The 23,838-nt window shown below is 67.7% G+C and carries 18 protein-coding genes and 9 tRNA genes; 2 read left to right on the top strand and 25 right to left on the bottom strand.

What is annotated here, in order from left to right; genetic code table 11:
• Nucleotides 1–8: 8 nt before the first annotated feature.
• The 7 genes from ACZ45O_RS02020 to tyrS form a co-directional block, all read right to left on the bottom strand.
• The gene (locus ACZ45O_RS02020; protein ID WP_464855296.1) at nt 9–710 is read right to left on the bottom strand and encodes a phosphoadenylyl-sulfate reductase; all 702 of its coding nucleotides are present in this window, start codon (nt 708–710) and stop codon (nt 9–11) included.
• A gap of 661 nt (nt 711–1,371) precedes the next feature.
• Entirely contained in the window at nt 1,372–2,307 is a 936-nt protein-coding gene (cysK, locus tag ACZ45O_RS02015; RefSeq protein WP_464855295.1) for a cysteine synthase A, read from the bottom strand.
• 174 nt (nt 2,308–2,481) lie between these two features.
• Nucleotides 2,482–3,213: a HesA/MoeB/ThiF family protein gene (locus tag ACZ45O_RS02010; RefSeq protein WP_464855294.1), complete on the bottom strand. Its 732-nt coding sequence runs from the start codon at nt 3,211–3,213 to the stop codon at nt 2,482–2,484.
• The gene (locus tag ACZ45O_RS02005) at nt 3,210–3,974 is read right to left on the bottom strand and encodes a HesA/MoeB/ThiF family protein (RefSeq protein ID WP_464855293.1); all 765 of its coding nucleotides are present in this window, start codon (nt 3,972–3,974) and stop codon (nt 3,210–3,212) included. Before ACZ45O_RS02005 ends, ACZ45O_RS02010 begins: the two co-directional genes overlap by 4 nt.
• A 96-nt stretch (nt 3,975–4,070) precedes the next feature.
• Complete coding sequence (locus ACZ45O_RS02000; RefSeq protein WP_464855292.1) at nt 4,071–4,283, bottom strand: hypothetical protein; 213 nt, start codon at nt 4,281–4,283, stop codon at nt 4,071–4,073.
• Nucleotides 4,284–4,672: 389 nt separating this feature from the next.
• Nucleotides 4,673–5,431: a sporulation protein YunB gene (yunB, locus tag ACZ45O_RS01995; protein WP_464855291.1), complete on the bottom strand. Its 759-nt coding sequence runs from the start codon at nt 5,429–5,431 to the stop codon at nt 4,673–4,675.
• A 196-nt stretch (nt 5,432–5,627) separates the two neighbouring features.
• A complete protein-coding gene (tyrS, locus tag ACZ45O_RS01990; protein ID WP_464855290.1) occupies nt 5,628–6,854 on the bottom strand; it encodes a tyrosine--tRNA ligase in 1,227 nt (408 codons plus the stop codon).
• 532 nt (nt 6,855–7,386) lie between these two features.
• On the opposite strand from tyrS, the gene ACZ45O_RS01985 reads away from it, so the two are divergent.
• A complete protein-coding gene (locus ACZ45O_RS01985) occupies nt 7,387–9,942 on the top strand; it encodes a transglycosylase domain-containing protein (RefSeq protein ID WP_464855289.1) in 2,556 nt (851 codons plus the stop codon).
• Between the two features lie 173 nt (nt 9,943–10,115).
• Nucleotides 10,116–11,363, top strand: a complete 1,248-nt coding sequence (locus ACZ45O_RS01980; protein ID WP_464855288.1) for an HD domain-containing protein — start codon at nt 10,116–10,118, stop codon at nt 11,361–11,363.
• 257 nt (nt 11,364–11,620) lie between these two features.
• On the opposite strand, the gene ACZ45O_RS01975 is transcribed toward ACZ45O_RS01980, so the two are convergent.
• The 18 genes from ACZ45O_RS01975 to ACZ45O_RS01890 form a co-directional block, all read right to left on the bottom strand.
• Nucleotides 11,621–13,999, bottom strand: a complete 2,379-nt coding sequence (locus ACZ45O_RS01975) for an endonuclease MutS2 (protein WP_464855287.1) — start codon at nt 13,997–13,999, stop codon at nt 11,621–11,623.
• A gap of 119 nt (nt 14,000–14,118) precedes the next feature.
• On the bottom strand, nt 14,119–15,033 hold the full coding sequence (locus ACZ45O_RS01970) for an alkaline phosphatase family protein (protein WP_464857618.1): 915 nt from the start codon (nt 15,031–15,033) through the stop codon (nt 14,119–14,121).
• Nucleotides 15,017–15,781, bottom strand: a complete 765-nt coding sequence (locus ACZ45O_RS01965; RefSeq protein ID WP_464855286.1) for a DUF421 domain-containing protein — start codon at nt 15,779–15,781, stop codon at nt 15,017–15,019. The genes ACZ45O_RS01970 and ACZ45O_RS01965 overlap by 17 nt, the downstream gene beginning before the upstream one ends.
• Before the next feature lie 87 nt (nt 15,782–15,868).
• Nucleotides 15,869–17,809 carry an ABC-F family ATP-binding cassette domain-containing protein gene (locus ACZ45O_RS01960; protein WP_464855285.1) on the bottom strand — a complete coding sequence of 647 codons (1,941 nt, stop codon included), beginning with the start codon at nt 17,807–17,809 and terminating at the stop codon, nt 15,869–15,871.
• Between the two features lie 377 nt (nt 17,810–18,186).
• Nucleotides 18,187–18,738, bottom strand: a complete 552-nt coding sequence (locus tag ACZ45O_RS01955) for a GNAT family N-acetyltransferase (protein ID WP_464855284.1) — start codon at nt 18,736–18,738, stop codon at nt 18,187–18,189.
• Nucleotides 18,739–18,835: 97 nt separating this feature from the next.
• Nucleotides 18,836–18,912, bottom strand: a tRNA-Pro gene (locus ACZ45O_RS01950).
• A gap of 62 nt (nt 18,913–18,974) precedes the next feature.
• Nucleotides 18,975–19,051, bottom strand: a tRNA-Pro gene (locus ACZ45O_RS01945).
• Nucleotides 19,052–19,090: 39 nt separating this feature from the next.
• A tRNA-Ser gene (locus ACZ45O_RS01940) sits at nt 19,091–19,180 on the bottom strand.
• Nucleotides 19,181–19,186: 6 nt separating this feature from the next.
• A tRNA-Arg gene (locus tag ACZ45O_RS01935) sits at nt 19,187–19,263 on the bottom strand.
• Between the two features lie 35 nt (nt 19,264–19,298).
• A tRNA-Ala gene (locus tag ACZ45O_RS01930) sits at nt 19,299–19,374 on the bottom strand.
• Between the two features lie 17 nt (nt 19,375–19,391).
• A tRNA-Asp gene (locus ACZ45O_RS01925) sits at nt 19,392–19,468 on the bottom strand.
• A gap of 59 nt (nt 19,469–19,527) precedes the next feature.
• Nucleotides 19,528–19,603: transfer RNA gene (locus ACZ45O_RS01920), tRNA-Lys, on the bottom strand.
• 3 nt (nt 19,604–19,606) lie between these two features.
• Nucleotides 19,607–19,680: transfer RNA gene (locus tag ACZ45O_RS01915), tRNA-Gly, on the bottom strand.
• Nucleotides 19,681–19,683: 3 nt separating this feature from the next.
• Nucleotides 19,684–19,758 (bottom strand) — tRNA-Asn (locus ACZ45O_RS01910).
• 177 nt (nt 19,759–19,935) lie between these two features.
• Nucleotides 19,936–20,901 (bottom strand): NYN domain-containing protein, encoded by a 966-nt coding sequence (locus ACZ45O_RS01905; RefSeq protein WP_464855283.1) that lies wholly within the window; start codon nt 20,899–20,901, stop codon nt 19,936–19,938.
• 107 nt (nt 20,902–21,008) lie between these two features.
• A complete protein-coding gene (locus ACZ45O_RS01900; protein WP_464855282.1) occupies nt 21,009–21,995 on the bottom strand; it encodes an ABC transporter ATP-binding protein in 987 nt (328 codons plus the stop codon).
• On the bottom strand, nt 21,992–22,975 hold the full coding sequence (locus tag ACZ45O_RS01895) for an ABC transporter ATP-binding protein (protein ID WP_464855281.1): 984 nt from the start codon (nt 22,973–22,975) through the stop codon (nt 21,992–21,994). The genes ACZ45O_RS01900 and ACZ45O_RS01895 overlap by 4 nt, the downstream gene beginning before the upstream one ends.
• A gap of 13 nt (nt 22,976–22,988) precedes the next feature.
• The gene (locus ACZ45O_RS01890) at nt 22,989–23,834 is read right to left on the bottom strand and encodes an ABC transporter permease (RefSeq protein WP_464855280.1); all 846 of its coding nucleotides are present in this window, start codon (nt 23,832–23,834) and stop codon (nt 22,989–22,991) included.
• Between the last annotated feature and the right edge of the window lie 4 nt (nt 23,835–23,838).

Raw genomic sequence — 23,838 nt, 5'->3', positions numbered from 1 at the left:
TCCCCCCTCTACTGATGCAGCCCGCATTCGGTCTTGGCAAAGCCCGACCAGCGGCCCGCCCGCGGGTCCTCGCCCGGCCGCACCGCCCGGGTGCAGTGCGTGCAGCCGATGGAGGGATAGCCCCGGTCGTGCAGCGGGTTGTACGGCACATTGTTTTCGAGGATGTACTTCCAGACGTCCCGGTCCTTCCAGGCCACCAGCGGGTTGATCTTCACCAGGCCGAACTTCCGGTCCCACTCCACCACCTGGGCGCCCGCCCGGGTGGGCGACTGCTCCCGGCGGATGCCGGTAATCCACGCCTTCAGCCCCTTCAGCACCTCGGTCAGGGGCTCCACCTTGCGGAGGTGGCAGCACTGGTCCGGGTTCTGGCGCCACAGCTCGTCGCCGTACTGCGCCGCCTGCTCCTCGGGCGTGAGCCGCGGCAGCACCCGCCACATGCGCAGGGGGTAGGCGGCCCGCACGGCCTCGATGGTCTCGTAGGTCTCGGGGAAGAGGAAGTTGGTGTCGAGGTAGAAGACCTGCGCCCCGGGGGCCACCCGGCTGATCATGTGGGCCAGGGCCACGTCCTCGGCCCCGAAGGAGCAGGCAAAGGCGATCTCGTCGTGGGCAAACTGCCCGTAAGCCCAGCGGAGCGCCGCCTCGGGCCCCTGCCCCTCCAGGGCGCGGCTCGCGGCGGCGATCTCCTCAGGGCTCCAGCGCTTATCGGCCATCGGCTCAGTCGGCCTCCTTTGTGTGTGGGGTTCAACCCCACCCTATGCCGCTCCGCCCAATCCGTGCAGCGGCCCGGGGCAGCGCCCACAGCAGGGATGCGGCGGCAAACAGGCCGCCGACGATGGCGTAGATCGCGAACACAGACGGAAGGGCGGCCGCTGCCGGAAAGGCCGCGGCGATCAGCAGGCTGGAGCCCAGGCTCTGAAGCGAACAGCGACGCGGCGGTCAGCACGAGACCGATGAGCATCGGGCGCCGCCGGCCCAGCAGGTCGGCCACGACGCCGGTGGGCACCTCACCGAGCAGAATGGCCAGGTGAAAGGCGGACTCGGCCCAGCCCGGGTTGCCGCCCCGGGAGATGCTGCTCCTTCCCGTAAAGTGCGCGCGAAAAAGGCGTCACCGGACTCGCCGGTGACGCCCATCCGCGCACAGCGGGGAAGGGTGCAGCCGGCCGAGCCCGACCCCAAAAAGGGCACAGTACCCCCTGGGACCGGGGCTCAGCAGCCTCCCTTGAAGCACAGAACGAAGGCGCGGGCGAAGCCGTTCGCGTTGCAGATGCTCAGCACGGGCTCCGCCCCCCTTCACGAATGCGCGTAATCACGAGCAGATAGGTAGCACAACTGCGACTACCCGTCAAGTACTCTGTTGCTGACGCCGCGCCGCTACACCGTCAGGTCGGCCCACAGTGCGCTGGAGAGGTAGCGCTCGCCGGTGTCGGGCAGCAGGACCACGATGGTCTTCCCGGCGCTCTCCGGCCGGCGGGCCACCTGCAGTGCGGCGAAGGCGGCTGCGCCGGAGGAGATGCCGACCAGGAGCCCCTCCTCCCGGGCCAGCCGGCGGGCCATGGCGATGGCGTCCTCGCTGGCCACCTGAATCACCTCGTCGACCACCTCGGTGTTCAGGTTCTTGGGGATGAAGCCGGCGCCGATGCCCTGAATCTTGTGCGCGCCGGGCTTGCCGCCGGAGATGACCGGCGACTCGGCGGGCTCCACGGCCACGACCTTGAAGCCCGGCCGGCGCGGCTTGATGACCTCGCCAACGCCCGTCAGGGTGCCGCCGGTGCCCACGCCGCCGACGAAGATGTCCACCTGGCCGTCGGTGTCCTCCCAGACCTCCTCGGCCGTGGTCTTCCGGTGGATCTCCGGGTTGGCCGGGTTCTCGAACTGCTGGGGCATCCAGGCCCCCGGCGTGGTCTCCAGGATCTCCTGCGCCTTGGCGATGGCCCCCTTCATCCCCTCCGCGCCCGGCGTCAGCACCAGCTCGGCGCCGAAGGCCTTCAGCAGCTTCCGCCGCTCCAGCGACATGGTGTCGGGCATGGTCAGGATGCAGCGGTACCCCCGCGCCGCCGCGACGAAGGCCAGGGCGATGCCGGTGTTGCCGCTGGTGGGCTCAACGATCGTCATGCCGGGCTTCAGGATCCCCTTCTCCTCCGCGTCCTTGATCATCGCATAGCCGATGCGGTCCTTCACCGACGAAGCCGGGTTGAACGACTCCACCTTCGCCAGCACGGTCGCCGCCGCGCCTTCCGTCACCCGCTGCAGCCGGACCAGGGGCGTCCGCCCGATCGTGTCGGCGATGCTGTCGTAAATCCGGGCCATCGTGAATCCTCCCCATTCCCTTGTTAACATATCGGAGATGTGGTGATTACGTACCCAATTATAGCACGCTCGGGGCCGCTGTCCAGCAGAAAATCGCGCGATCGCAAGAAAAATGTAAAATAGGGGACGGTGTGCACCGTCCCCCAAGATACCACAGGGTGATCGCATACAGGGCTAAGCGCCCCCGCACAGCGGGCAGTCCGGGCGGCGGGAAACGCCGGTTTCCCGGAAGCGGGCCGTCCAACCGTCGTAGGCCCACAGCCGGTCGGTGAGCGGCGATCCGATGTCCAGGATGAGCTTCAGGGCCTCGGTGGCCGCGACCGTGCCGACGACACCGCCGGCGGCCGCAACCGCGCACCCTTCCCCCTCGGGCCGCAGGCCCGCCCTGTCCCGCTCCTCCGCCGGAATGCAGCCCAGGCACGCCGTGCCGGGGCGGTGGGCGAAGGCCGCGCCGGCGGCGCCCTGCACCCCGGCGAAGACCGCTGAAGCCCCGGCCTGCAGCACGGCCGACTGCACCGACTCCCAGTCGCCGGCGGTGGCGACCACCACCTGGTGGCCCGCCACGAGGTCCGGCAGGGCGTCCGGATCCGCCGATGCGGCGACGGCCGCGTCAGGGTTGATGGCCAGCAGCTTCTCGCGGGCATAGGCGGCGCGGCTCTGGCCCAGGCTGCTCCGGGCGTGGGCAATGGCCTGCGTCAGGTCGGCTTCGGTCAGCTCAGCCGGATCCCAGAGCGTCAGCCGGCCCACGCCGGCCGCGGCCAGGTAGAGGGCTGCCGCGGAGCCGGCCGCGCCCAAACCGGCCACCAGGACCGATGCCGCCTTGATGCGCTTCTGGCCCCGCCCGCCGACCTCGGGCATGATGATGTGCCGGGCGTAACGCAGGATGTCCTGTTCGGTCAGGCTCATGCGCCCACCCCCCCGCAGAACTGCTCGTAGTCAATCAGTTCGTGAATGGTCGGGTGGTCGCCGCAGACCGGGCACTCGGGGTTGCGGCGAATCTGCACCTCCGCCACGTCCATGTCGAGGGCGCTGTAGATCAGGAGCCGGCCGGTCAGGCCGGTCCCCCGCCCCGCCAGCAGCTTCAGAGCCTCCATGGCCATCAGGCTGCCGATGAACCCCGGCAGCACCCCGATGACCCCGGCCTCGGCGCAGGAGGGCACCGAGCCGGGCGGCGGCGGCGTGGGGTAGATGCAGCGGTAGCAGGGCCCCTGCCCCGGCACGAACGTGGTCACCTGGCCGTCGAACCGGAAGATCGAGCCGTGCACCTGCGGGCGGCCGGTCAGCACGCAGGCGTCGTTGACCAGGTAGCGGGTGGCGAAGTTGTCGGAGCCGTCCAGGATCAGGTCGTACTGCCGGAACAGCTCCAGGGCGTTCTCGCTGGTGAGGGTCACAGGGTGGAGGTCGACCTGCGTCCCGGGCCGGAGCGCGAGGATCTTCTCCCGGCCGCTTTCGACCTTGGGCCGGCCCACATCGGCCGTATGGTGGAGCACCTGCCGCTGCAGGTTGGAGAGGTCCACTTCATCCATGTCGCAGAGGCCGATGCGGCCCACCCCTGCGGCCGCCAGCTCATACGCCACGGGGGAGCCGAGGCCGCCGCAGCCGATGAGCAGCACCGAGGCCCGGGCCAGCCGCTCTCGCTCCTCTGGTGTGAAGCAGGCGTTCATCATGTGCAAAACCCCTTCAAGTTCGACCGTTCGCCGGCGGTCCCGCCGGCCTCGTCCGAGACCAGTCTACCACCCCGTGGCACAAACCTCCAGAGCAAGCTAGAGGGCCAGCCGCCGCGCAAGGCCCGGAAGCAGCCGGTACGCCATGCTCCGCAGCCGGTAGCGCAGGTAGAACCGGCGCCGGGCCGCCGCCTCCGCCCGCCGGGCCCTCACCTGGGCCTCGATCTCGTAACGGTGGATCGCCGCATGCGGGTTACACTCGGCCTGCCGCTTCCGGGCGATCAACCAGGCACTGTCAGGATGGAAGTACATCGCTGAATTCACCTCAACTCTCGAATTCGGTCAGGCAGACCGGAACATGAGAAAGGACCACGGGCGCGGTCTGCCCATGGTCCTTCCCATGTGGAATGAGCCCACTCAGGATGGGGCCCATTGGAAAAGGCCACAGGCAGCCGCTCGCTGGCCTGTGGCCGATCGTGACTTCGGTGCAGCGATGCTACCCGAGCCCGCCGGCGACAGGCCGCGAGATGAAGGCGAACGTGAAAGCGCCCAGGGAAGGCATCATCATGGTGTTGGTCAGCATCTCGACGACCTCCTTACATGCCTTTGTGGCGGGTCTCCGGATTCCCGGCTGTGAGTATAGCTGCGGACAAACCCGTGCGTCAACACGAAATTGCGGAAAGAACAAGCCGAACCATTCTCTACCGCCCGCCGGGGAGCGTGACCCCGCCGATGCTCCCGCCGTAGAGGGAAGTGGGCACGGGGCCGACGATCACCGTGTCGGCCAGCGGCAGCTCCTGGACCAGCGGGACCTCCTGGGTGGTGAGCGGGAGGATGATCCGCATCGTGGCCGTGGCCTCCAGCCAGACCCGGTGGCGGGTCTGGTTGATGCCCTCCCCCCGGAACTCCTGTTGAACCGTGATGGCGACGGCGCCCACCGGCACCAGCTGCACCGAGAGCCTGGGGCCCAGGTTGGAGAGCAGGGCGGAGCCGGTTAGGGCGCCCAGCGGAAGCCGCACCGGCGTCTGCGCCAGGCGGGTCAGCTCTTCCTGGACGGCTGCCGCCGCCTCGCTGGCGACCCGGTTGACCAGCGGGGTGTTGATATGGTAGGCGGCAATGCGGCCGTCCTCGTCCCGCACGTACTCCACGACCTGGGCGCCGGCGAGGGACTGGCTCACCTGGCCCGCCACCACCCGGTTCACCGCAGCGGCCCCCAGCCGCCGGGCCTCCACCTCGGCCACGGCCTTTAGGGGCTGGAGGAGCAGCAGGTCGCCGATGCGGATCATGAGGTAGATGACCGCCGCCGCGAGGATGAGGTTGCGCAGCCAGGTGCGGCGCAGCCGCAGACGGGGCAGGAGGCGCCCCGTGCGAGAGCCCAGCACGGACCGGGACCGGAGCCGGAGGCGCGCAGGGCTCCGGCCCAGCTTCCGGAGCGGCCGTGGTCGGCTGAAGCGGCGCATGGTCCTCCCCCTCCCCCGTTCCGGGGTGCACCTCCCGGACATAGCCAGCCTATGCCTGTTCGCCGCGGGAACATGCCTGCGCCCGCACGGCGCGGAAACCTGTCAACACCCGGGCCGGCACCGTAACCATCCCGACCAGGCCCCTGCCGCGCCAAAGCGGGCGGCATCGCTGCCGCCCGCTTCCCATGAGCCCCGTCTACTTCAGCACCACCCGGCCGTACTTCCGCTTGCCGGCCTTCAATACCTGGCCGGGCCTCAACGTCAGCTCGGCCCTGGAGTCGGTCACCTTCTCGCCGTCCACCGAAAAGCCGCCCTGCTCGATCAGCCGGCGGGCCTCGCTCAGCGACGGGGCCAGGCCGGCGGTGAACAGCACGCGGGCCGCCTGCATCGGCATCTCCGCCGCGGGGATCTCGACGTCGGGGATGTCGTCGGGCAGCTCGCCCCTGGAGAACTGGGCGACCCAGCGCTCCTCGGCCAGGCGGGCCTCCTCCTCGGTGCCGCCGTAGGTGGTGATGATCGCCCGGCCGAGCTGCTTCTTGAACTCCATCGGGTTTTCGCCCGCGGCCATGGCGGCCTGGATCCGGTCGATCTCGGCCTGCGGGACATCCGTGAAGTATGTAAAATAAGTGATGATCAGCGTGTCGGGAATCGACATCGTCCGGCCGAACATCTCGTCCGGCGAGTGGTCCAGCCCGATGTAGTTGCCCAGGGACTTCGACATCTTCTCGGTGCCGTCCAGTCCCTCCACGATCGGCGTCATCAGGCAGACCTGGGGCTCCTGCCCCGCGTTCCTCTGCAGGTCGCGCCCCGTCAGCAGGTTGAACTTCTGGTCGGTGCCGCCCAGCTCCACATCGGCCTGGACCGCCACCGAGTCCGTTCCCTGCATCAGCGGGTAGAAGAACTCGTGAATGTAAATTGGGCGACCTTCATCGTAACGTTTCTTGAAGTCTTCCCGTTCTAGCATGCGGGCGACCGTTGACTGCGCGGCCAGCCGGGTGACGTCGGCGAAGGTCATCGGCGCCAGCCACTCGCTGTTGCGCCGGATCTCCAGCTTGCTGACGTCCAGCACCCGGGCCGCCTGCTCCAGGTAGCGCTGGGCGTTCGCCGTCGTCTCCTCGTGAGTCAGCTGCGGCCGGGCCTCGTTGCGCCCGGTGGGGTCGCCGACCATCGCCGTGTAGTCGCCGATGATCAGCACGCCGTGGTGGCCGCACTCGACGAAGTCCCGCAGCTTGCGCAGCGGCACCGTGTGGCCCAGGGTCAGGTCCTTCCCCGTGGGGTCAATGCCCAGCTTCACCCGCAGGGGCCTGCCCGTCTTCACCGAGCGCTCCAGCTTCTGCCGCATCTCCTCCTCGGTGACCAGGTCCACCACGCCGCGCATCAGGATCTTCAACTGTTCATCGACACTCATGAAGCCCATTGTCATCCGTCCTTCCCGTGCATGCAGGGCGGAAAAAAGCGCCCTGACTCGGTCGTCGTGTCCAGGGACGACGTCCGCCTCGACGCCGCGGTACCACCCTGGTTGACCCCGAGAAGGGCCCACTCTCGCGTTCCGTTAACGGGGAACTTCCGGCCCGGTCTATCCATCTAACCAGGTAAGGCGCCCTGCCAGGCGCCCGAAGGCCGATGGACTCGGCGGGCAGCTCAGGAGTGTACTTCAACGCCGGGCCCCGGGGTTTTGCACCGCCCAACCCCTCTCTGGAGGCGGCTCCAGCGCCTACTCTCTCCATCATCGCCGATTTGCACCACATTCTAGCATAACCCGTCCACCCATGCAATTCCGGGGGCCCCAAGAGGAGTCTCGCCACAGAAGGCGAATTCCTTTCCCTTTGTTGGAGGTGTTTCAGTTGCCGAATACCCGACGGCCTAAAGGTTCACCACCGAAACAGCCTCCCGGGAAGCAGCGCAGGCGCAGACGCCGCTGGCTGGTCTATGCCTTCCTGCTCTTCCTGTGCGTCATGATCGGTGGCGGCGGGTTGGCCGGCGCATACGTCTACCAGGCGTATCAGGACCTGCCAACCTTCCACGAGTTTGACCCGGACCTCACGTCGGTGATCTATGACCGCTACGGTAATAAAGTGTACGAGCTGGCCATGGACGAGCACCGCACCCTGATCGACCTGGAAGACATCCCCGAGGATGTGCGAAATGCGGTGATCGCGGTCGAGGACCGCCGCTTCTACGACCATTTCGGCATCGACCCCATCCGGCTGGCCGGCGCCGTGTGGGCAGACGTCAAGTACGTTCTGGGCGTGCCGGGCTCGCAGCTGGAGGGCGGTTCCACGATCACGATGCAGCTGGCCCGCAACGCCTTCCTCACCCTGGACCAGACCATCAAGCGGAAGGTCCAGGAGATGATGATCGCGGTCCAGCTGGAGCGGCGCTTCACCAAGGATCAGATCCTGGAAAAGTACCTCAACACGGTCGCCTGGGGCGGAACGGCCTACGGCATCGAGGCCGCATCGCAGCTGTACTTCTCCAAGTCCGCCCGCGACCTCACGCTTTCCGAAGGGGCCCTGTTGGCCGGTATCCTAAAGGGTCCCTCGGAGTACAGCCCCTTCACCAACCTGGAGGGCGCCCTGGAGCGCCGGGAGATCGTGCTCGACCTCATGGTGGAGCAGGGCTACCTGGACACCGCCGAGGCCGAGCGGCTGAAGCGCGAGGTCCCCGAGATCAAGCGCGCGGAGATCACCCCGAACACGGTCACCTTCACCGGCGACTGGTACGTCGACTACGTCATCCAGATCCTCACCGATCCGGAGGAGGCGGCCAAGTACAATCTGCTCACGTTCAGCCCCGACGACCTGTACCAGAAGGGCCTGCGCATCTACACGGCCCTGGACCCCGAGAAGCAGCGGATCGCGCAGGAGAAGCTGTGGGAGATCATGCCCGCGGCCACCGTGGAGTACAGCGGCAGCGAGGATACCGAGGTGCCTGAGGCCGCCGTGGTCGTGATGGACCACACCAACGGGCACGTGCTGGCGCTGGTGGGCGGCATGGAGCACAAGCACATGCTGGGCTTCAACCGGGCGACCCAGGCCCGCCGCGACCCCGGCTCCACCATCAAGCCGCTGGTGGCCTATCTGCCTGCGATCGACCTGCTGGGCTGGGGGCCGGCGACCATCATCGACGACTCCCCGCCCCGCCTGAACGAGGACGGAACCAACGTCTGGCCCGAGAACTACGAGTTCAACTACCAGGGGCTGAAGACCATGCGATGGGTGGTCGAGCAGTCCCGCAACGCCGCCGCCGTGCGCACCCTGGAGGCCGTGACGCCCTCCAAGGGCCTGGAGTACGGCCGGAAGCTGGGCCTGCCCCTGGTCTCCCGTGAGGAGAACCCGGTCATCAACGACGAGAACCTGGCCCTCACCCTGGGCGGCCTGAGCCAGGGCGTCACCCCCCTCGAGATGACCGCCGCCTTCGGCGTGCTGGGCAGCCTGGGGCAGAAGACCGACCCGGTGGTCATCACCCGCATCGAGAACAAGTACGGCGAGGTCATCTGGGAGGCCAGGCCCAAGGTGGAGCAGGTGGTCGACCGGAACTCGGCCTGGCTGATGGTCGATGTGCTGAAGGGCGTCATCCAGCGCGGGACGCCTTCCTACGAGACCAAGGGCTGGCACGGCTGGCCCGCCGCCGGCAAGACCGGAACCACCGAAAACTGGCACGACGCCTGGTTTGTCGGCTTCACCTCTGACCTGGTCGTCGGCGTCTGGACGGGCTACGACAACGACGAGGGGCGCAAGCGGCTGCCCCACGGCGGAGGCGGCTGGCGGAACTGGACCGGCGCCGGACCGCCCACCCGCATCTGGACGGCGATCATGAACGAGTTCTACGACGAAGCGCCGGCCGACTGGGAGCGGCCCCGGGGCGTTGTGCAGGCGCAGTACTGCGAGATCACCGGCAACCAGCCCTCCGTGTGGTGCCCGGAGGATCAGGTGAAGACCGACTGGTTCCTGCAGGGGCACGAGCCCAAGCCGGAGACCTGGTTCCAGCAGGTGAAGGTCGTGCAGGTGCCGTTCCTGACCACCGACGACGGCCGGGAGATCAAGCGCTACCTGCTGTGGCAGGAGGGCTGCGAGGGCACCCCCGAGACCCTCACCCTCATCAAGCGGCCGACCACGTGGGTGAAGCACCCCACCAACCCCAACAACATATGGCGCTACTGGCCGGCAGACTGGTGGAAGGAAGTGCCCACCGAGTACTGCACGCCGGTGAAGGATGCGCAGGATCCCGGCAAGGAACCCTCGCTTCCGGGCCGGAACCCCGGCAACGGCCAGGGTAACGGCAACAACCAGGGCAACCAGGGCGCCGGACCCGGCAGCAACAACGGCTCTTCTGGCAGTGGGACCGGGACCGGGACTGGGACTGAGTCCGGCACCGGCCACAACGGCTCCGGCTCCCAGGGCAGCAACCGGTCGGGTTCGTCCAACCCGGGTGGCAGTTCCAGCACCGGAGGCGGCCCGGGGAGCGGCTCGCCCGGAGGGACCGGGAACAGCGGTGGAACTCGGCCGTAGTGCAGTGGCCACGAAACGAAGTCAGGGGGAACTGGATGACAGCCAGTTCCCCCTGCGCTTTGCTCCCGGGCCGCCTCGATTCTCCGGCGCGCCGGAAGGTGCCATGCAACACGACTGCGGCCAGCGGCAGGGTTCGACGCGCCAGGGGCAGAAACTACCGTTCGGGTGATCACATGCAAGTGCGCGACCCCGTTCACGGGGATATCTACCTGACCGACGTCGAGGTCCGGGTGCTCGACACCCGCGAGATGCAGCGGCTCCGCGCCATCAAACAGTTGGGCACGGCCCACCTGGTGTTCCCCGGCTGCGTCCACACCCGGTTCGACCACAGCCTCGGCGCGCTGCACATGGCGCACCGCATGCTGGAGTCGCTCCGGCTGAACGGATTCACCATCGCCCCGGAGGATGCGCAGCTGGTGCGGCTGGCGATCCTGGTTCACGACGTGACGCACATCCCGTACGGGCACACGTTCGAGGATGAGCGGCAGATCTTCCCGCGCCACGACGCCGGCCCGCGGCTGGAGCACTTCCTGGGCATTCACACCGAGCTGGGCCGCACGTTGGCCGCCTCGGGGTACCTGGACGGGGTGAAGGCGATCCTGACCGGCCGTCCGCCCGTGCCGTGGATGGGGCAGATCGTCTCCTCCACCATCGACGCCGACCTGCTGGACTACCTGCGGCGCGACTCCTTCTTCGCGGGCCTGCGCATGAACTACGACGACCGGGTCCTCTCCTACTTCATCAAGGAGGACGGCCGGCTCCTGATCAACATGGTGAAGCACGGGCTGGACCGGCCCGACGCCCGCACCGAGGTCATCCACCTGCTGCGCATGCGCTACGTGCTGACTGAGCGGCTCTACCTGCACCACGCCAAGATCGCCGCCGGGGCGATGATCTCCAAGGCCGTCGAACTGCACACCCGGCACACCGGCCTGCGAGAGGAAGCGCTCTACGGCCTGGGGGACCAGACCTTCCTCGACCTGCTTGCGCGGCTGCCCGGCCCGGGCATCATCCAGCAGCTGGTGGAGGGCGTCATCGAACGGCGCCTGTACAAGCGGGCCTACGTGCTCTCGGGCGACAGCCTGGGCGACGCGCGCGACGCCTTCATCGCCCGGTACGGCGGCCAGTCGGAGGCCAGGGAGGCGCTGGAGGAGCAGATCGCGAAGAACGCCCGGCTCAAGCCCGGCCAGGTGATCGTCTACTGCCCGAAGGCCAGCTTCTTCAAGGAAGTGCAGGTGCCCGTCCGCTCCCGCCACGGCGTCGGCCCGCTGCTGGAGCTGGACCGCTCGGGCGAGGTGGCCGCCATGGCGCGGCAGTACGAGGGCCTGTGGCGCACGTACGTCTTCTGCCCGGCGGAGAAGGTGGACGCGGTGCGCCGGGCGTGCGAGAAGATCTTTGGGTATGAGAGCGAGTACCGGTAGTTTGCCGGGGGATATCGTTGGGCGGTCCCGCCAAAACGGCGGGACCGCCTTTGGTTTGCAGGCGGCCGTGTGGGCATGCGGATCCCTGGGCGTGCGGTCCCTGGGCGTCGGGGAGGAGCATGTCCTCTTCGTCACCTTCCGGGCCGAAATCACCGGCGGCACTCTGGGGCGCAGGTCTGCTGGATGATGTTCGAGCCGCGGCCTGGAAGTACATCGACGAAGCGCAGCGATTGATGCCCTACTACGAGGGAGTAGACTCACTCCCGCAGCTTCGCCACCGTCACCCCGTCGCCGCCCTCGCCGATGCCACCCAGACGGTACGATGCCACCCGGCGGTCGCGCCGCAGGGCCTCCGTCACGGCCTTGCGCAGGGCGCCGGTGCCCTTGCCGTGGATGATGCGCACCTGGTCCAGCCCGGCCAGCATGGCGTCGTCCAGGAACTTGTCGACCCGCTCCAGGGCCTCGTCCACCAGCAGCCCCCGCAAATCGACCTCTGTCGGCACCTCCCGGGCCTTGGCGGCGGCCAGGCCCTTCCCGCGGGTCCGCATGCCGCCGAGAGCGCCGGTCTTCGCCGCGGGCTGCTCCTCCTCCACCCGCTCCAGGTCATTCACCGACACGGTCATCTTGATGATGCCCGCCTGCACCAGCAGGTTGCCGTCGGCGTCGGGTTCGGTGAGCACGTACCCGTTGGTGTCCAGCGACACGATGCGCACCGCGTCGCCCGGCTTCAGCCCGCGCGGCACCGCGCCGCTGCGGCGGCGCAGCTCCTCCGCGGCGGGCTGCACGGCCTGGCGGGCCTGCGCGAGCCGGCTGCGGGCGGTGTGGATGGCCTGCATCCGCTCCGCCTCCCGCTGCTCGCGCAGGGCCTGCTTCAGCTCGCTGATCACCGCCTCGGCCTCCCGCCGGGCGGTGGACAGGATCTGCTGCGCCTGGGCCCGGGCCTTCTCCACCGTCTCGGCGGCCTTCTTCTTCGCATCGCCATAGCGGCGCTCGTACTCCTCCCGCATGCGCTGGGCCTCGGCCCGCAGCCGGGTGGCCTCCGTGCGCTCCTTCTCCAGCTCCGCCCGGGTGGCGTGGATACCCTGAATCAGGTCCTCCACCCGCTCCTGCTCCTTCGTCAGGAACTGCCGGGCGCGGTCGACGATGTGCGGCGGGAGCCCCAGCCGCCGGGAGATCTCAAAGGCGTTGGAGGAGCCGGGCACCCCGATGAGCAGCCGGAAGGTGGGCTGCAGGGTCTCCACGTCAAACTCCACCGAGGCGTTCTCCACCCGGCTGCGCGTGTAGGCGTAGGTCTTCAGCTCCGAGTAGTGGGTGGTGGCCACCGTCTTCGCCCCGCGCTTGTGCAGGTGCTCCAGGATCGACATGGCCAGGGCGGCGCCCTCGGTGGGGTCGGTGCCGGCGCCGAGTTCATCCAGAAGCACCAGCGCAGGGCCTTCGAGCGCGTCCAGGATCCGGATGATGTTGGTCATGTGCCCCGAGAAGGTCGAGAGCGACTGCTCGATCGACTGCTCGTCGCCAATGTCCACGAAGACCTGCTCGAAGATGCCCACCCGGGTGCCATGGCCGGCGGGCAGGTGGAGCCCCGCCTGGGCCATGAGGACGAAGAGCCCCATGGTCTTCAGCGCCACGGTCTTGCCGCCCGTGTTGGGGCCGGTGATCACCAGGGTGTCGAACGTGAGGCCGATGTGGACGTCGATGGGCACCACGTTGCCCTTCAGCAGGGGATGCCGCCCCTTGCGGATCTCCAGCAGCGGCTCCCGGACCAGTTCGGGCTCCACGCAGTTCAGATCCAGCGAGAGCTTGCCCTTGGCCGAGGCGAAGTCGATCTGCGCCACGGCCTGCAGCGTGTCCGTCAGGGCGTCGGCCTCGTCGGCCACCAGGGCGGAGAGGCGCGTCAGAATGCGCGCCACCTCCTCGCGCTCCTTCAGAGCCAGCTCCCTGAGGTCGTTGTTCATCTCCACGATGGCCAGCGGCTCGATGAAGAGCGTCGAGCCGGAGCTGGACTGGTCATGCACGATGCCCGGCACCTGGGCCCGGTACTCGATCTTCACCGGCACCACGAACCGGTTGTCACGGATCGTCACAATCGGGTCCTGCAGGTACTTGGCCGCCGGGCCCCGCACGAAGCTCTCCAGCCGGTCCTTCATGCGGTTCTGCAGCGTGCGCATCGAACGGCGGATCTCCGCCAGGGCCGGGCTGGCGTCGTCGCGCACCTCGCCGTGCTCATCCACCGCCCGGCGGATCTCCGCCTCCAGGTGGTTGAAGGTGCCGAGCATGCGCGAGAGCGCAGTCAGAATGGGCAGGTCCTCCTGCTCCTCCAGGAACCGCTTCAGCCGGCGGCTGCTCGCGGCCGTGTCGGCCACGTCCAGCAGGTCGCCCGGCTCCAGCATGCCCCCGCGCACCGCCCGCTGCACGTGCGCGCGGATGTCGTGCAGGCCGCCCAGCGGGATGGCGTGGCCCCCGAGGTAGAGCCGCTGTGCCTCCGTGGTCTCGGCCTGCCGGTGCTGCACCTCCAGGAAGTCGGTCGCCGGCATGAGCGACTCCACGACCTCCTTCCCCAGCGAGGTCGCCGTCCGCTCGGCCAGCATCTCCTTTATCTTGGCGAACTCCAGGGTTCGCAGCGTGCGTTCGTCCATAGCGGTGTTGCGTCGATGCTCCTCTCATGAATAAGCAAGTCAAAAATGCCGCCGTACAGTCTAGACGTCAGTGCCCTGCGATTGTTCCGGCGCCTTGAGCACGCACGACAGGTTCAGGGTTACCCCACCACATCCAGGATCGCCGGGGCGATGTCCAGCAGCGACCGGATGCGCCTGGCCACATCTCCGGCGCCCGGGCCCCGTACGATGGTGGCCACGGGGTTGAACGTGTGCGGCTTCACCGACAGGTCCTCAATATTGCCGTGGTCAGAGGTGATCACCAGCAGGTGATCGTCCGGCAGGGCCTCCAGCAGCCCGCCCAGAAAGCGGTCGAGCCGCTCCAGCACCCGCCGCGCCTCATCCATGTCGCGGGCGTGGCCGGCCCGGTCGGTGAGGAAGTGCTCGTAGAGCGTGAAGTGGTGCTCGGCAGCCACCCGGGCCGCCCTCCGGCCGGCCTCGGCGGGGTCCACCGGATCGAGGTCATAGCCCATCTGCCGGAGGACGTGGTGGTCGATGTCAAAGCCCACCGCCTCCCCCCGCCGCAGCTGGTCGAAATCCCGGAACACCTGGATGCCGGCTGCCAGCGCCGCGACGGTCGACGCCGAGGGCCGGTAGCGCCGGTCTGCCTGCAGGGGCTGCCCCGCGGCCACCCACTCGAAGAACTCGGGCCGGAACGCGTTCAGAAAGGTGGCCGTGAGCCCCCGCTCCACCACCCGCTTGAAGATCGAGTGCTCGTTCAGGATGGCCTTCAGCGTGGGGGTCGGGTAGGCGTTCAGGTGCCGCCCGATCGCCCGGGCCCCGTTCTGCCCGGTGAAGATGGCGGTCTGCCCCGTCGCGCTCTGGGGCAGGCCGGGCACGCCCAGGCTCGGGTCGGTGACGACGGCCGCCACGTTCGGCCCCGAATAGGGCACCGCCCCGCGCCAAAGCGGCCTTCCGCCCAGCAGCGATCGGAAGGCCGGCATCTCCGCGGTCATGAGCGGGTTGCGGGCCGGGTCGTCGTCGCCCAGCCCCAGCCCATCAATGAAGAACATCATCACCCTCACGGTACCACCTCCGGCCGTCGGGCTTCGAGGGCGAGGTGCGCGCCGCCTCGGCGGCGGTGTCCCGCAACTCCCGGGCGACCTGCTGCAGCGCCCGCTCTGCGACTTCCTGCTGCAGCGCCCGCTTCACGGGGCCCTGCCGGAGCGCCCGCTCGACGGCGTCCTGCACCAGGGACGGCAGCCGGCGGGCGAGCACCTGCTCCACCGCGCGCTCCACGTCGCGGGGCGTCGCCGGTCCCGCCTCCCGCTTCAGGATCACGCTGATGCCCCCGGCCTGCTCGATCCAGGCCTCCTTCACCTCCGACACGTCCTCCACCTCCTTGTGGCGGAGGGCGGTCATGAGGTCGGCCATGGACACCCGTTCTTTGAGAAGATTACGCCTCAGCACCCGGCCATCCTTCACCAGCAGTGTAGGAGAGCCCTCGCTCCACCGCTCAAACCCCTTCCAGTGAAGGTTGATGGTGGTGAGAGCCACGTGCAGACCGCCGATCAGGGCGACGGGGATCAGGCCGTGGAGGAAGTCGACATCCAGTTCGCCGATGGGGATCGCGGCCACCTCGCCGATCATGATCACCATCGCCAGGTCGAACGGGGCCAGGTTCGAGATGGACCGCTTGCCGGTCCACCGGACCACAATCATCACAAACACAAACGTCAGGACCGTGCGCGACAGAAGCACGGGCACGTGCTGAAAGAACTCCTTCGCCCAGTCGGCGGTGAAGATCTGCGCCAGGCTCCACACCCTCAGTACAACGCCCCTTTCCCGCGGGTCCCGCCGGACCGCTCCCATAGGATACCCCGGGGACCGCGGTTGCACGGGGCGCGGGGCTCAGCCGCCTGCGAGCTCGGCCACCTCCTCCCATTCCACGTAGAGCCGCTCCAACTCAGCCTGCACGGCGTTGTACTCCGCTACGGTCTCCCGGCCGGTGGCGCTCTTGTAGATGTCGGGGTCGGCCATCCGCTCCTCCAGTTCGGCCTTGCGCGCTTCCAGTTCCTGAATCGCCGCCTCCAGCCGGCGGGCGGCCTCCGCCGCCTTCCGCTCCTCCTTGCGGGAGCGCGCCCCCGCCCGGCGCGCCCCGGCCTCCTGCGCACCGCCACGCCGCCCGCTGTCGGCGCCCCCGGCCTCCGCCTCGTCGGCGGCCACCTGGGCCGCCAGCATCGCCAGCCGCTCCTTCTCCTCCCGGTAGGCCGTGTAGTTGCCCTCGTAGACGTTGATGCCCTCGGCGTGGCCGAACTCCCAGACGTGGGTGGCGATGCGGTCCACGAAGAAGCGGTCGTGGGAGACGAAGATGATGGTGCCCGGGTAGGCCCGCAGCGCCTCCTCCAGCACCTGCTTGGACTCCAGGTCCAGGTGATTGGTGGGCTCGTCCAGGAGCAGCACATTCGCACCGCTCACCATGAGCTTGGCCAGGATCAGCCGGTTGCGCTCGCCGCCGGAGCAGTCGCCGATGCGCTTCAGCGCGTCGTCGCCGGAGAAGAGGAACTGGCCGAGCAGGGAATGGGCGTCGAACTTGGTGAAGCCCGGCAGTTCCATGATCTCCTCCAGACAGGTGCGGTCCGGATCCAGGTCGTCCAGGTCCTGGCTGAAGTAGCCCCGCTGCACGCCGACGCCCCAGCGGTGGGAGCCGGCGGTGGGCTCCAGCAGGCCGTGGATGATCTTCAGGAAGGTGGTCTTGCCGGAGCCGTTGGGACCCACCAAGGCCACCCGGTCGCCCTTCTGCACCGTGAGGTCGGCATCCCGGAACAGGGTGCGCTCGCCGAACGACTTGGTGAGCCCCTCCACCTTCAGGACGTCGTCGCCCGACTCGTAGTCGATGTCGAAGGCGAGCCGCATCGTGCGCTTCCGCACCTGCGGCCGCTCCATCAGCTCCATCTTCTCCAGCTGCCGCTTGCGGGCCATCGCCTGGCCCTTGCGCCGGGCGTTGCTCCGCCACTTCTCGTAGAAGACCCGCAGCCGCTCGGCCTCCCGCTGCTGCCGCTCGTACTCGGAGAGCAGGGCCTCCTCCCGGCGCTTCTTCTCCTCCAGGTAGTAGGAGTAGTTGCCGTGGTAGATGTCACACGTCTGGTGATCCAGCTCCAGCGTGCGGCTGATCACCCGGTCCAGGAAGTACCGGTCGTGGGAGACCAGGATGGCCGCGGACTTCACCTGCCGGAAGTAGCCCTCGAGCCACTCCACCGCCTGCAGATCCAGGTGGTTGGTGGGCTCGTCCAGCAGCATCAGGTCGGGCTCCGACAGGAGGATCTTCGCCAGGCCCAGGCGGACCTTCTGGCCGCCGGAGAGCACGTCCACCGGCTTTTCCATGTCCTCCTCGGTGAAGCCGAGGCCGAAGAGCACCGCCCGCGCCCGGGCGGGCGCGTCGTAGGCGCCCGCGGCCTCGTAGAGGGCCGTCACGCGGGTGTACTCATCCATGATGGCCTGCAGGGCCTCCTCCGACTCCGCCTGGCCCATGCGGGCCTCCAGCTCCCGCAGGCTCCGCTCCCACTTCGCCAGGTGGCTGAAGACCGCCTTGGCCTCGGCGAGCACGGTGCGGCCGGGCGTGAGATCGGGGTCCTGGCTCAGGTAGCCGATGCGGGTGCCGGAAGGGATGATGATCCGCCCGTCGTCGTACTCCAGCCGGCCCATCAGGATCCGGAGCAGGGTCGTCTTGCCGGTGCCATTGCGGCCCACGAGGGCCATCTTCTCGCCCTCGTTGAGCAGGAACGAAATATCCTTGAAGAGCAGCTCGACCCCCCAGTACTTGGAGAGCCCCTGCACCGTCAGAATCGCCATGGTCAGTCGCTCCTTCCGTCATCCCCAAGCAGGGTGATGGAGGGTCCGGGAGACGGCAGGGATAGGTGTCGCACAAACACGCAAAAGCCGCGGGTAAGCCCTCTTACCGCGGCGGCCTGCATACGCGCTGAAGAGGCTTACCGCCCTGCTGGACCGTCGCCGTCCCGTCCTGCCGTCAAAAAGGGCACACGCCCCCCTCTGCTCCGGGAGCGCACGGCTTAGAACGGACGCACGGCCAACAGCATCATGGCGGTCTCCTCTCCTCCAATTCACACAGATTACGTTTATGGTACGTCACCCGCGCAGCCACTGTCAAGGTGAGGCATGATCCTGCCCCGTCGCCGCGGGCATGGCGGTGCACGTCCTCGCCGGACCCGTCACAGCTCCTTCTGCCTCATCCGCTCGTAATCCGCTCGCAGAATCGCCATGATCACCGCGTCGTAGTAGGATCCGTTGATGAAGCCGTACTGGCGCAGCAGCCCCTCGCGGACCAGCCCGGCCTTCTCGTACGCCCGCAGTCCGGCCGCGTTGTGTGCGTTGACCGTGAGCCAGATTCGGTTCAGGTTGAACTGATCAAATCCGATGTGCAACAACAGGCGCACGGCGTCGGTGCCGTATCCCTTGCCGCGGTACTCGGCCTCGCCAATCAGGATGGCCAGCTCGGCCGACCGGGCGACATGATTGAACGACCGGATGGTGCAGCCGCCGATGTGGGTCCCCCTGTGCAGGTCCTCGATGGCCCACTCCACGAAAGCCTCGCTAGAGGCCGCGGCAGATTCGAGGTAGCTGCGAATCTCCTCCCGGGAAAGCCGGCCGGGCCGCATGCCGAGCGTATTCGCCACGGCCGGGTCGTTCATCCAGCGGTAACGATCGTCCAGGTCCTTGACGGGATCCACTCTGCGCAGCCGGACCAGCTTGCCCTCATACATGGAATCGACACCTCGCATCGAGTGATGGAGCAGGCTCACCGCAACCTCCGAATGGGCAAGAAGGGATGTGCGTCAGCACATCCCTTCTTCCATCATTTGGTCGGGGTGACAGGATTTGAACCTGCGACCTCACGGTCCCGAACCGTGCGCTCTACCAAGCTGAGCCACACCCCGATTCAGTTGTGAGCGGATCCCATTTGGATGGCAGATGTGCCCGCGCACATCTGCCATCCAAGTGGTCGGGCTGACAGGATTTGAACCTGCGACCTCTTCCACCCCAAGGAAGCGCGCTACCAAACTGCGCCACAGCCCGATTCTGCGCGCCCAGGCCGGGGAACTCCCGGCCCGGGCCTGGCGGAGAGGGTGGGATTCGAACCCACGGTACGGTTTCCCGTACACAGCATTTCCAATGCTGCACCTTCAACCACTCGGACACCTCTCCGGGTGCTGGCGCGCCGGGCAGGATTCGAACCTACGACCACCTGATTCGTAGTCAGGTACTCTATCCAGCTGAGCTACCGGCGCATGCCATCCGGCCGGGGTCTCAGACGGCCGGACTCTGGTGGAGCTAAGGGGATTCGAACCCCTGACCTCGTGAGTGCGATTCACGCGCTCTCCCAACTGAGCTATAGCCCCATGCCCAAGAAGAAATATGGCGGAGGCGACGGGATTCGAACCCGCGATCTCGGCCGTGACAGGGCCGCATGTTAGGCCTCTACACCACGCCTCCGTATAGAGCGACAGCGGACAGAGCGAATTATAACAGGACTTCGGGTATTATGCAACCCCTGGTGGACCGCGTAGGACTCGAACCTACAACCTGCCGATTAAGAGTCGGATGCTCTACCAATTGAGCTAGCGGTCCATATGGAGCGGGCGATGGGAATCGAACCCACGCCTTCAGCTTGGGAAGCTGACGTTCTACCATTAAACTACGCCCGCAACTGGCTCCGGCAGTAGGATTCGAACCTACAACCCTCCGGTTAACAGCCGGATGCTCTACCGTTGAGCTATGCCGGAATCTGCTCGCCACCCTCTGGCAAGGAATAATGATACCGCAACTGGGCCGATCTCGCAACCCGCCCCGCTGAAGCAGCACTTGCCTGCAAAGTCGCACCCTGCAGGCAGGCCGGCGGCCCCGCTTTTCGGCGGACAGCCGCGCTGTTCGGCGGGGCGGGCGCGAAGCGGGGCGCAGCGCTACAGCCGGCGAACGTTCACGGCGCACGGGCCGCGGTCGTTGCTGCCCACGTCGTAGGACACCGCATCACCGATCTGCAGCTGGTTGAAGTCCGTGTTCACCACCGCGCGCCAGTAGAAGAACAGGTTTTCGCCGCCCTCATCCGGCGTGATGAACCCGTAGCCCTCCCGCAGGTTCTGAATCCGACCGGTCTTCGTCCCCGGTGCGGTCTCCACGGCACCGAGCTCCGCCACCGCCATCCCTCCGGTCTCCAGGCCACCGGTTGCCATCCCGCCGGTCTCCGTTCCCGTCTCCCGCGAACCCGTTGCCGGCCACGTGAAGCGGGCTTCCGCGGGCGGCACGAACAGGCCGTTGATCAGCGGGTCGTTCCGCAGCGAACGGTCGTCGATGATCTGGTGCATCATCATGGGATAGGTGGCCTCGTCCAGGAGGCTCTGGGAGGTGCGGGTCTCCCGCTCGTTGCCGTTCTGGTCGACGTACTTGAAGTCCCAGCTGAGCAGCATGACGCGCGTGCCCATGGTGTTCAGCTTGCGCAGGAGCGGCACGAAGTCGCCGTCGCCGGCGATGAGGGCGACCACGTCGAACCGTTTGTGGACCGCGAGTTCGAACGCCTCCAGCGCCAACCAGACGTCGATGCCCTTCTCGCCCCCGGCCGTGATGGGCAGGTAATGGGTCACCACGCCCTCCTTGATCAGGACGTCATCGAAGTTGCGCTCGTTTACGAGCTGCTGCAGCTCCAGCCCCTGGGCCCGCAGCCGACCCCGGAAGTAGTGGGCGTCTACGATGTGGCAGTACCTGACATCGCACCCTTCACTGTCGGCCACCTTGTGGCGGATGAAATCGTGGAGCCCGCCGATGCTGATACGTGAGCGCCGGGAATGATGATAGTTATAGTAGTTGCTCACATGGTAGAAATAGTTCCCGTCGTAGAAGACGCCGATCCGGGTCAGCTTGCTGGCCGTCATGCCGCCATCAGTCCTCCCTAATGCGCGAGTTCGAGGGCTATATACCAGCCCCCGAACTTAACGATACGCAAAACTTATGAAGATGGTACAGCCTCTTCCAGGGTTTGTCAAGACGGGCTGCCATGGATGTGGCAAGAAACCCACCGGCCGCCGGGCCGCTCGATCAGCGCGGGCCGAACGGTGCGGCAGACCTCTCCCACAACCGCCGGGCAGCGGGGATGGAACGGGCAGCCCGGCGGCGGATCCAGCGGGCTGGGCGGCGCCCCCTGCAGGATGATCCGCTCCCGCTGCCCCTGTCCCGGCGCGGCCGAGAGCAGCGCGCGGGTATACGGGTGCAGCGGCTCCTCAAAGAGCGGCTCGGTGGGCCCGATTTCCACGATCTGCCCCAGGTACATCACGGCGACCCGGGTGCTCAGGTGGCGCACCACGCTCAGGTCGTGGGAAATGAACAGGTAGGTCAGCCGGAACTCCTGCTGCAGATCCTCCAGCAGGTTGATGATCTGCGCCTGCACCGACACATCCAGGGCCGAGACCGGCTCGTCCGCGACGATCAACCGGGGATGCATGGCCAGGGCCCGGGCGATGCCGATGCGCTGCCGCTGGCCGCCGCTGAACTGGTGCGGGTAGCGGTCCAGGTGGCGGGGGGCGAGCCCCACCCGCTCCATGAGCGCAGCCGCCTCCTCCCGCCGCTCCCTGGGCGGCAGGCCCCGCAGCGCAAGCGGCACAGAGAGGATCTGCCGCACCGTCTTGCGCGGGTTCAGCGACGCGTACGGATTCTGGAACACAATCTGCGCCTGCTGCCGGAAGCGGCGGAGGCCGGCGGCGTCCAGGCCGAACACATCCTGCCCGTCGAAGAGGACCTCACCGCGGGTCGGCTCGTACAGCCGCAGGATCGTCCGGCCCAGGGTGGACTTGCCGGAGCCGCTCTCGCCCACCAGCCCCAGCGTCTCCCCTTCGTGCAGGGTAAACGACACGCCGTTCACGGCCTGGAGCACCCGATCGCCCTCGCCGGTCAGCAGGCGGTGCAGCACGGTACGCGGCAGGACGAAGTGCTTGTACAGGTCCCGGACCTCGAGGAGGGGAGCCGCGCTCATCCGGCCATCACCTCCTCGATGCGGATGCAGCTGACCTCCCGCCCATCGGGCATCACCTGCAGGGGAATCTCCTGATCCAGGCACTGGGGGATGGCGTGGGCGCACCGGTCGGCAAAGGCGCATCCCCGCGGCAGCTGGGTCAGGTCAGGCAGCGAGCCGGGGATGGGCTCCAGCCGCCCGCGGCGGCCGCCGAAGGTGGGCAGGCAGCCGACCAGGCCCTGCGTGTACGGGTGGCGCGGATCGTTCACCACCTGCTCCGCCGGGCCCACCTCCACGATGCGCCCGGCATACATCACGGCGATGCGGTCGCAAAACTCGGCCGCCAGCCCGATGTCGTGGCTCACCAGCAGGATCGCGGTGTTGCGCTCCCGGTTGATTTCCTTCAGCAAGTCCAGGATCTGTGCCTGGATCGTGACGTCCAGGGCCGTCGTCGGCTCGTCCGCCAGCAGAAGGCGCGGGTTGCACGCGAGCGCCGAGGCGATCAGCACGCGCTGCAGCATCCCGCCGCTGAACTGGTGCGGGTAGGCCCGGTACCGCTGCGCGGCGTTGGTGATGCCCACGGCCTCCAGCAGCTGGATGACCCGCTCCCGCTCCTCGGCCTTTGATTTGCAGTACCGGTGGACCCGCAGGCTTTCCCGCACCTGCTCACCGATGGGCATGGAGGGGTTCAGCGAGGTCATCGGGTCCTGGAAGACCATGCCGATCTCGTAGCCCCGGACGGCCCGGTAGGCCTTCGGCGACAGCCCCGTGAGCTCCCGCCCCTTCAGCCGCACCGACGACCCCGGCAGAATGCGCCCGGGCCGGGCGATCAGGCCCATCACCGCCAGCAGCACGGTCGACTTCCCGGACCCGGACTCGCCGATCAGCCCGACGATCTCACCGGCCTGCACCTCCAGGCTCACGCCGTCCACCGCGCGCAGCGGACCCCTGGGCGAGGGAAACTCCACCGACAGGTTTTCAATAACCAGCAGTTTCTCCACTTGCTTCCCCCCTTCACCGCCGCAGGCGGGGATCCAGCGCTTCGCGCAGCCCCTCGCCGAAAAGGTTGATGGCCAGCACGAGCCCCACGATGGCCAGGCCCGGCATCGTGGCGACCCACCAGGCGTTCAGCATCTGGTCGCGGCCGGCGCTCACCATCGACCCCCATGCGGGGATGGATGGCGGTATGCCCAGCCCGAGGAATGAAAGCGAGGCTTCCATGATAATCATGTAGCCCATGCGCAGCGTGCCCAGCACCAGCAGGGAATGGTAGATGTTGGGCAGCACCTCGCTGACGATGATCGCGACCGGCCCCCGGCCCAGGGCCCGGGCGGCCTCCACGTACTCCTTGGTTCCCTCAGACATCATCTCGCCGCGGGCCAGCCGGTAAAACTCCACCCACGCCTTGAAGCAGAGCGCGATGATGAGGTTGCCGAAGCCGGGGCCGATGATGGCCATCGCGAAGATGGTGAACAGCAGGTAGGGGAAGCCCATCAGCAGGTCGGCGAACCGGGAGAGAATGCGGTCCACCCAGCCCCGCCAGTAGCCGGCGATGCACCCGAGCAGGGTGCCCACCACGAGGGAGATCGCCACCGAGATCAGCCCCACGAGGAGCGATACCCGGGCGCCATACAGGATGCGGGAGAAGATGTCGTACCCCAGCTGATCTGTTCCCAGAAGGTGGTTCCAACTCCCACCTTCGAGAAACGCCGGGGGCTTCAGCCGGTTCGCCAGCACCATCTCACGGGGGCCATACGGCGCAATCACTGGGGCAAAGAGGGCGGCGAAGGCATAGAGCAGGATGACGACCAGACCAACCACCGCACTGGGGTTGGACACGAAGCGGCGCCAAAAACCCATCCTC

The organism is Symbiobacterium turbinis (genome assembly GCF_055383075.1).
The sequence above is the reverse complement of the archived record's forward strand: the minus strand, read 5'-3'. Positions and strand labels throughout refer to the sequence as shown.

What these genes read in the sequence shown, in the direction of transcription:
- ACZ45O_RS02020 (WP_464855296.1), bottom strand. Translation starts at nt 710, where the DNA reads ATGGCCGATAAGCGCTGGAGCCCTGAGGAGATCGCCGCCGCGAGCCGC.
- cysK (WP_464855295.1), bottom strand. Translation starts at nt 2,307, where the DNA reads ATGGCCCGGATTTACGACAGCATCGCCGACACGATCGGGCGGACGCCC.
- ACZ45O_RS02010 (WP_464855294.1), bottom strand. Translation starts at nt 3,213, where the DNA reads ATGAGCCTGACCGAACAGGACATCCTGCGTTACGCCCGGCACATCATC.
- ACZ45O_RS02005 (WP_464855293.1), bottom strand. Translation starts at nt 3,974, where the DNA reads ATGATGAACGCCTGCTTCACACCAGAGGAGCGAGAGCGGCTGGCCCGG.
- ACZ45O_RS02000 (WP_464855292.1), bottom strand. Translation starts at nt 4,283, where the DNA reads ATGTACTTCCATCCTGACAGTGCCTGGTTGATCGCCCGGAAGCGGCAG.
- yunB (WP_464855291.1), bottom strand. Translation starts at nt 5,431, where the DNA reads ATGCGCCGCTTCAGCCGACCACGGCCGCTCCGGAAGCTGGGCCGGAGC.
- tyrS (WP_464855290.1), bottom strand. Translation starts at nt 6,854, where the DNA reads ATGACAATGGGCTTCATGAGTGTCGATGAACAGTTGAAGATCCTGATG.
- ACZ45O_RS01985 (WP_464855289.1), top strand. Translation starts at nt 7,387, where the DNA reads ATGATCGGTGGCGGCGGGTTGGCCGGCGCATACGTCTACCAGGCGTAT.
- ACZ45O_RS01980 (WP_464855288.1), top strand. Translation starts at nt 10,116, where the DNA reads ATGCAAGTGCGCGACCCCGTTCACGGGGATATCTACCTGACCGACGTC.
- ACZ45O_RS01975 (WP_464855287.1), bottom strand. Translation starts at nt 13,999, where the DNA reads ATGGACGAACGCACGCTGCGAACCCTGGAGTTCGCCAAGATAAAGGAG.
- ACZ45O_RS01970 (WP_464857618.1), bottom strand. Translation starts at nt 15,033, where the DNA reads ATGATGTTCTTCATTGATGGGCTGGGGCTGGGCGACGACGACCCGGCC.
- ACZ45O_RS01960 (WP_464855285.1), bottom strand. Translation starts at nt 17,809, where the DNA reads ATGGCGATTCTGACGGTGCAGGGGCTCTCCAAGTACTGGGGGGTCGAG.
- ACZ45O_RS01955 (WP_464855284.1), bottom strand. Translation starts at nt 18,738, where the DNA reads ATGTATGAGGGCAAGCTGGTCCGGCTGCGCAGAGTGGATCCCGTCAAG.
- ACZ45O_RS01905 (WP_464855283.1), bottom strand. Translation starts at nt 20,901, where the DNA reads ATGACGGCCAGCAAGCTGACCCGGATCGGCGTCTTCTACGACGGGAAC.
- ACZ45O_RS01900 (WP_464855282.1), bottom strand. Translation starts at nt 21,995, where the DNA reads ATGAGCGCGGCTCCCCTCCTCGAGGTCCGGGACCTGTACAAGCACTTC.
- ACZ45O_RS01890 (WP_464855280.1), bottom strand. Translation starts at nt 23,834, where the DNA reads ATGGGTTTTTGGCGCCGCTTCGTGTCCAACCCCAGTGCGGTGGTTGGT.